Here is a 2,279-nt window from a genome sequence, read left to right as displayed (position 1 = left end):
GGCGATGGTCGGCGACGGCGTCAACGACGCCCCCGCCCTGGCGACCGCGGACCTGGGGATCGCGATGGGGGCGATGGGCAACGACGTCGCGATCGAGACGGCCGACGTGGCCCTCCTCGGCGAGGACCTGCGGCACCTGCCCCGGGCGCTGCAGCACGCCCGCCGCTCCCGCCGGATCATGCTGCAGAACATCGGGCTCTCGCTGGCGATCATCATCGGGCTGGTGCCGTTGGCGCTGGCCGGCGTCCTGGGGCTGGCCGCGGTCGTGCTGGTGCACGAGCTCGCGGAGATCCTGGTGATCGCCAACGGTGTGCGCGCCGGACGCACGCGCCGCGGGCTCAGCCCCGGTGGAGCGACTGCACCCGCACCTCGAGCTCGGTACCGACCGGCACCGAGGCACCCAGGGCGTCCCGCAGGACCGACTGGATCTCCCGCACGCTCTGCCTGACCGGTCGGGAGGGGTCCAGGCTCACCTCGACGGTGACCCTGTTGCCGTCGCGGTCGACGTGGAGACCGAAGTGACTCAGGACGGGGCCGGCCCGCCGTATGCGGGCATCGAGCGCCCGCAGTGAGGTGCCGATGCCGGGTTCTATCCCGTTGACCCCGGGGACGGCGACCACCAGGTCGATCAACTCCGCTGCCGTCGGCTCAGTTCTCATGAAGATCCTCGATGTGGACGTCGACCACCAGGTCGACGAGGTCGAATTCGCGGGCGCACGCACCACGCACCGCCTGTCGGACCGCGTCCGCCAGGGCGGGCAGATCCGGGGTCGACGCCGCGAACGAGACGCGGCACGCGATGCGGCGGGGCAGACCGCGGGTACCCCAGCCCTCGACCGGATCGTGGTCGACGGTGGTCCGCAGACTCAGCACCCCCGGGACGCCGTCGACGGTGTCGCGGATCAGTGTCCGCAGGGCGAGTTCGGTCAGCGAGTAGGGGCCGATGTCGGTGGGAGGCATCTGCACCCGCGCGCCGTGTCGGGCATCCGCGCGGACGGCCTCCGCCAGTGCCGACCTCGCCCGACCGGACAGCTGCACGGAGTCGTCGCCCCGGCTCTCGAGCTCGTCCCAGTCGCGGTGCAGGGCACTGATCTGATCGAGATAGTGCCGGGTGGCCTCGGCGTCGTCGGGTCCACCGGGTCCGGAAGGTCCGTCCATGGTGTTCACCGCCATTCCTTCATATATTCGATCACGTTCGTGCGGGCACGCGCGAGGCGGCCCCGCGCGGTGGACTCGGTGATGTCGAGCGCGGCCGCGACCTCCCGATAGGACATGCCGTCGATCTCGCGCAGTGTCCAGCAGGACCGCAGATCCGGGTCCATCGTGCCGAGCACCCGGGCCAACGCCTGCATCTGCGCGTTGACCTCTGTGGTCCGGGCGGGATCGGACCGGGGGCCGTCGTCGCGATGGATCTGCAGGACCTCGGGCGGCTGGGCGTCGGTCGAGCGCCGGGCCCGGCGGCGGGCGATGTCGGTCGCCCGACGCGAGCAGATCTGGGACAGCCAGCTCCGCACCGCATCCGGGTCGTCCAGGAGATGCAGCCGCTTCCACGCGGTGAGCAGCGACTCCTGGACCACGTCCTCGCTGTCCTGCCGGTCCCCCAACACCAGGTAGGCGATGCGGAACAGGCGACCCTGGTGGCGGTCGATCAACACGTCGAAGGCCTCGGGGTCACCGTCCTGTGCGCGCAGCACCAGGGTGCGGTCGGGGTACTCCCCCGGCGGGGAGGGCGCGGGGGTCATGCCGCCTCGGAGACCAGTTCCCCGCCCGCACCGTGATGGCGCACGGCCACGCGGTCGGATCGGGAGGTCCGCGGGGTGTGCACGCGGACCAGCAGGTCGACCGACCGAGGGCTGGTGCCGAGGGCGGTCTCCGGATCCGCGGCAAGCACCCGGCGGGCCTCCTCGACAGCCCATTCCACCTGCGCCTCCTCGGCGATCGTCACCTCGGCCAGGATCCGCAGGGAGGTCGTGGAGCCGGAGACCCGCACGGACGCCTCCTCGACGCCGGGGACGCCCTCCACCCGCTCGGCGAGCGCACGTTCCAGCACCTGGGGTTCCAGGGTGGCCAGGACGGTGCCGTCGTCGTCGTGCAGACGCAGAGAGGTGTGCGCCGGTGCGGTGGGGATCTGCGCGAGCAGCAGACCCAGCCCGGCGAGCACGGCGAGGACGGAGGCGGCGGTGGCGGCCGGCAGTGCCCACCCACGGTGCTCCTGCACCAGCATCGACACCGTCGAGTCGGCCGGCACCGTCAGGCCGGCGAGCGGCGAGCCCGCGGGG

3 protein-coding genes and 1 pseudogene are annotated in these 2,279 nt (G+C 72.4%); 1 reads left to right on the top strand and 3 read right to left on the bottom strand.

All coding sequences use genetic code 11. The features are described from left to right. Positions 1 to 448: pseudogene (locus G6021_RS03575) on the top strand (cation-transporting P-type ATPase); the annotation flags it as partial. A 200-nt stretch (positions 449 to 648) separates the two neighbouring features. Here the strand turns inward: G6021_RS03575 and G6021_RS03570 are convergent. The 3 genes from G6021_RS03570 to G6021_RS03560 form a co-directional block, all read right to left on the bottom strand. Then, positions 649 to 1,173, bottom strand: a complete 525-nt coding sequence (locus G6021_RS03570; RefSeq protein WP_182640677.1) for a hypothetical protein — start codon at positions 1,171 to 1,173, stop codon at positions 649 to 651. Next, complete coding sequence (locus G6021_RS03565) at positions 1,164 to 1,742, bottom strand: RNA polymerase sigma factor (protein WP_182640676.1); 579 nt, start codon at positions 1,740 to 1,742, stop codon at positions 1,164 to 1,166. Before G6021_RS03565 ends, G6021_RS03570 begins: the two co-directional genes overlap by 10 nt. Further along, positions 1,739 to 2,279: hypothetical protein (locus G6021_RS03560; RefSeq protein WP_182640675.1), on the bottom strand; the 541-nt coding region annotated here is incomplete at its 5' end. The genes G6021_RS03560 and G6021_RS03565, both read right to left, overlap by 4 nt.

The organism is Dietzia sp. CW19, assembly GCF_014145265.1.
GTDB lineage: Bacteria > Actinomycetota > Actinomycetes > Mycobacteriales > Mycobacteriaceae > Dietzia > Dietzia natronolimnaea.
This window is presented reverse-complemented; position numbering and strand designations above follow the sequence as displayed.